The 3703-nt window shown below is 58.0% G+C and carries 3 protein-coding genes and 2 pseudogenes; 4 read left to right on the top strand and 1 reads right to left on the bottom strand.

Features of this window, described 5'->3' with window-relative positions:
• The coding region (locus NKH12_RS30090) for a hypothetical protein (protein WP_352956430.1) at window positions 1–233 on the bottom strand (233 nt) is incomplete at its 3' end.
• A 390-nt stretch (window positions 234–623) separates the two neighbouring features.
• Here NKH12_RS30090 and NKH12_RS30085 point away from each other — a divergent pair.
• The 4 genes and pseudogenes from NKH12_RS30085 to NKH12_RS30070 all read left to right on the top strand — a co-directional run.
• On the top strand, window positions 624–2015 hold the full coding sequence (locus NKH12_RS30085) for a CapA family protein (RefSeq protein WP_352956433.1): 1392 nt from the start codon (window positions 624–626) through the stop codon (window positions 2013–2015).
• A gap of 215 nt (window positions 2016–2230) precedes the next feature.
• Window positions 2231–2395: pseudogene (locus NKH12_RS30080) on the top strand (transposase); the annotation flags it as partial.
• 75 nt (window positions 2396–2470) lie between these two features.
• Window positions 2471–3447 (top strand): annotated as a pseudogene (locus tag NKH12_RS30075) (IS630 family transposase).
• A 101-nt stretch (window positions 3448–3548) separates the two neighbouring features.
• Window positions 3549–3703, top strand: a 155-nt coding sequence (locus NKH12_RS30070; protein ID WP_352956432.1) for a helix-turn-helix domain-containing protein, incomplete at its 3' end; no start/stop codon positions are given.

Genomic DNA, 3703 nt, shown 5'->3' with positions numbered 1-3703 from the left:
TAGTCACCCGCTCGGGAGCTGAGCGTGCGACACCTGGGAATCCACGCGAACTGATCATCGTCTGATTGATCGGTTAACGTCCAAAGATCTCTGGAGGGAATACAGCCGAACAAAAAAATACAGCCGACAAAATACGCCAGCGGAGAACAATTGTCGCATTCGCTGTTGTTCTTGCCAGTCGACTGAATGGTTTGCAAAGCGTTCAGGCCGTGATGGGCTGCGTTATTGAGCATGCAGCGCCATCAGGGCCGACGAATTCTCCCGTCGTTCTACTTGATGGCTCCCCGTTGCCCGTTTGGCGGAGGCTATCGTCGAATATTCATCTGGGGGAATTGTGCGCTGACGAAATCCAAAACGCCGATTCCGTGCATTGACAGAGGCAAATTCACGCCACGCGGCACGTGGCTACGGGTATTGTTTCTCAAAAGGAGGCCGCATTGTCGGCCCAAGGGAGCACATAACACCTCTTAATGAGGAGCATCCAAATGTCGCAAGAACTCGGCTATCTGAGCCGCCGCGGCCGAGCACCGTCGCACGGCCCAGAAAATCACGTCGGCTCAGGCGGCCCGCAGCGACAAGTACAGCGACTGTCGAATGAGGCTTGCAACAAAGTAGGAAAGCACATGAATTCGCACGACGATAATACTCGCCCATCTGTCCAGCAGGACGATGGCTTTGATACGGTCGGCTCAATCGAAACGAACGTTGCAGACGGCTTCACGATGGCGGCAGTCGGCGACCTTCTCTTGGCGCGGCCTGTAACAAAAGGACATCATCCAGGCTTGGCTGATGTCCTCAGGATCTTTCAAAAGGCCGACGTCACTTTCGGCAACCTGGAAACCAACATCTTGGATGTTCAGTCTAAAGGATTCCCGCAGGCTGCGTGTAATTGCGTCAGCGCCCCGGAGCTGGGGCCGGACTTAAAAGCGATGGGCTTCAATATGGTCAGTCGCGCGAACAACCATGCACTGGACTGGGGCCTTGAAGGCATGCGTGAAACAAGTCGCGCGCTTGATGAGAGCGGTATTGTCCATGCAGGCGCAGGCGAAAATCTCGCACAAGCCGGCGCCGCTCGCTTCCTGGAAACTGCCCGGGGTCGGGTGGCTTTGGTGTCATTCGCTGCATCGTTCAAGCCGATGGCTCGCGCCTGCAACGCCGCCGGCGAGGCGCCAGGCAGACCAGGACTCAACGCCCTTCGCTTGACGAAAAGCATTGTGGTCCCGCCGGCGATTTTTGAGAGCTTGAGACGGCTACGTGATATTCTGCCGGGTTACAAGCCCAGTAAACAAGATCGAAGCTGCGTCGTGCTCGACTTTGAGATGAAATTTGAAATGGGCGAGAAAGCAGGCTACTGCTTCGACGCAAACCCGCGCGATGTTGCCGATATTTTACGGAACTTGCGTCGAGGTAAGCAGTTCTCGGACTTCTGCATCGTCACGAACCACGGGCACCAGCCCGGCGAATGGAGCCAGGAATCTCCCGACTACGAACAATCGTTTGCTCGCAAACTCATTGATAGTGGAGCGGACGCATACATTGTACATGGACCGCATCAGTTGCGAGGCCTCGAGATCTATAAGGGGCGGCCTATCTTTTATAGCTTGGGTAATTTCTTCTGTGAAGACCTCCGGACCCCCGCAGGGGCTGACTTTTTCGACGCATACGGCAAAGACCCACGCGTTCACACGGACGCCGAGTTGAACGTCGATGAGATGGCAATAGGATACCCGACGTTGGAAGGATTTATAGCGCCACTCTCCGACGCCGTGTACTATGAGAGCGTTGTAGCCGTCAGCCGCTTCGAACGGAATCAGCTTGCCGAATTGAGGCTCTATCCAATTGAGCTCGGTCGCTTGAAGAGGTTTGCCAATCGAGGAGTGCCGAGTCTCGCTACCGCACCGCAAGCAAGAGTTATTTTGGAGCGGCTGCAGAGGCTCTCGGAGCCATTTGGAACCCAAATCGCCATCGAGAACGACGTTGGAGTGATAAGGCTGAAGCCCGACGCGTCGATGTGAGGCGTCTCGCAAGCGCGATTGGCGGCCCGATCCAATAAGCCGCGATTCAAAACGCCATCTGCAGTTTCTGGACACTTTTCGGAGTTGATAGGTTGCCCAATCTCTTAATTAGTCTCACTGTGTCATGAGTTTCGTTAACATTGATTGCGAGAATGGCGATTCAAGCTTCAAATGGAGGAAGCGATGGATCTCCAGAACGGAATCGAAACGAGTGAATCGCGTTTGCGGCCTATGTCGAGACGCTCGCCGCGGCTTTGGGTCACGCCGACCGGGTGGCGCCGCTGAAGGCCTATTGCATCGGGCTGCTGCTGCCGGGCGAGCGCAAGGGCGTGGAGCCGATGGCGGCACGAGTGGAGCCTGGGCGTGTACAGGCGGCGCACTAGAGCGAAATCCGAGCGGATAGAATCGATAGGGGTTTCGTGGGGATTGGAAATCTGATTCAGCATATCTGCTGGATGAGGAGGCCGGCATGGCATGGCGAAATCCTTATCCGAAGACTCGAAGACTTGCGGGCTCGCGTAGTCGCAGCGGTTGATGGCGGCCTGTCGCGACGGGCGGCAGCGGCGAGATTTGGCGTGGCGGCGGCAAGTGCGGTGCGTTGGGATGGCGCGAGACCGGAGCCACTTGCGCAAAGCCGCAGGGCGGCGACAGGCGGTCCCACCGCGTCGAAGCGTATCGCGACATCATCCTGGCGGCGATCAAGAGGCGGGTGGACATCACGCTGGTCGAACTCGTCGAGTTGCTGCGACAGGAGCATGGCGCGTCGTTTGCGACGAGCACGATCTGGCGCTTTCTCGATCGTCACTCTATGACCTTCAAAAAAAACGGCGCACGCCAGCGACCAGGAGCGGCCAGACGTAGCCGCGCGACGAAACGCGTGGTTCGACGCCCAGCCCGATCTTGATCCCGAGCATCTGGTCTTCATCGACGAAACCGGAGCCTCGACAAAGATGGCTCGACTGCGGGGGCGCACGAAGCGCGGGATGCGGTGCCGATCGCCAATCCCGCATGGCCATTGGAGGACGACGACGTTCGCTGGCGCCCTGCGCCTCACAGGCATGACCGCGCCAATGGTCCTGGACGGCCCGATGACTGGCGAATGGTTCGTCGCCTATGTCGAGCAGGTTCTCGTACCGACGCTGCGGCCCGACGATGTCGCTGATCCTCGACAACCTGCCGGCGCACAAAAGCGCAGTCGCCCGTGCGGCGATCGAAGCGACCGGCGCAAGGATGATGTTCCTCCCGCCCTATTCTCCCGACTTCAACCCGATCGAAAACCCCTTTTCCAAGCTGAAATCGATTCTACGCAAAGCCGCCGCACGAACCATCGCGGAACTGTGGGATACGATCAGCGCCGCACTGCCATGCTTCACGCTTCACACCAACGGAGTGCGCCAACTACTTCGCTGCCACAGGATATGAGCCGGAATGATCAGATTCTGCTCTAGAGCACGTCCTGTGATCGATGAATCGATTGTGATGTGACGGCTGGGTTTTGTGCTGATTCAACATCCACCTCGATGGAGGTGGACGATGGGAAGAGCATTGAGCGGTGATCTTCGGTCGCGGGTCTTGAAGGCTTCGGACGAGGGCATGTCGGCGCGGCAAGCGGCGGCGCGGTTCGGCGTGGGAGTGTCCAGCGCGATCCGCTGGATTGCGCGGGCGAAGATCGGCGAACTGGCACCACG

This window comes from Mesorhizobium sp. M1322, assembly GCF_040318085.1.
Classification (GTDB): Bacteria; Pseudomonadota; Alphaproteobacteria; order Rhizobiales; family Rhizobiaceae; genus Mesorhizobium.
Note: the sequence above shows the minus strand (reverse complement) of the source record. Positions and strands in the feature narration are given on the sequence as shown.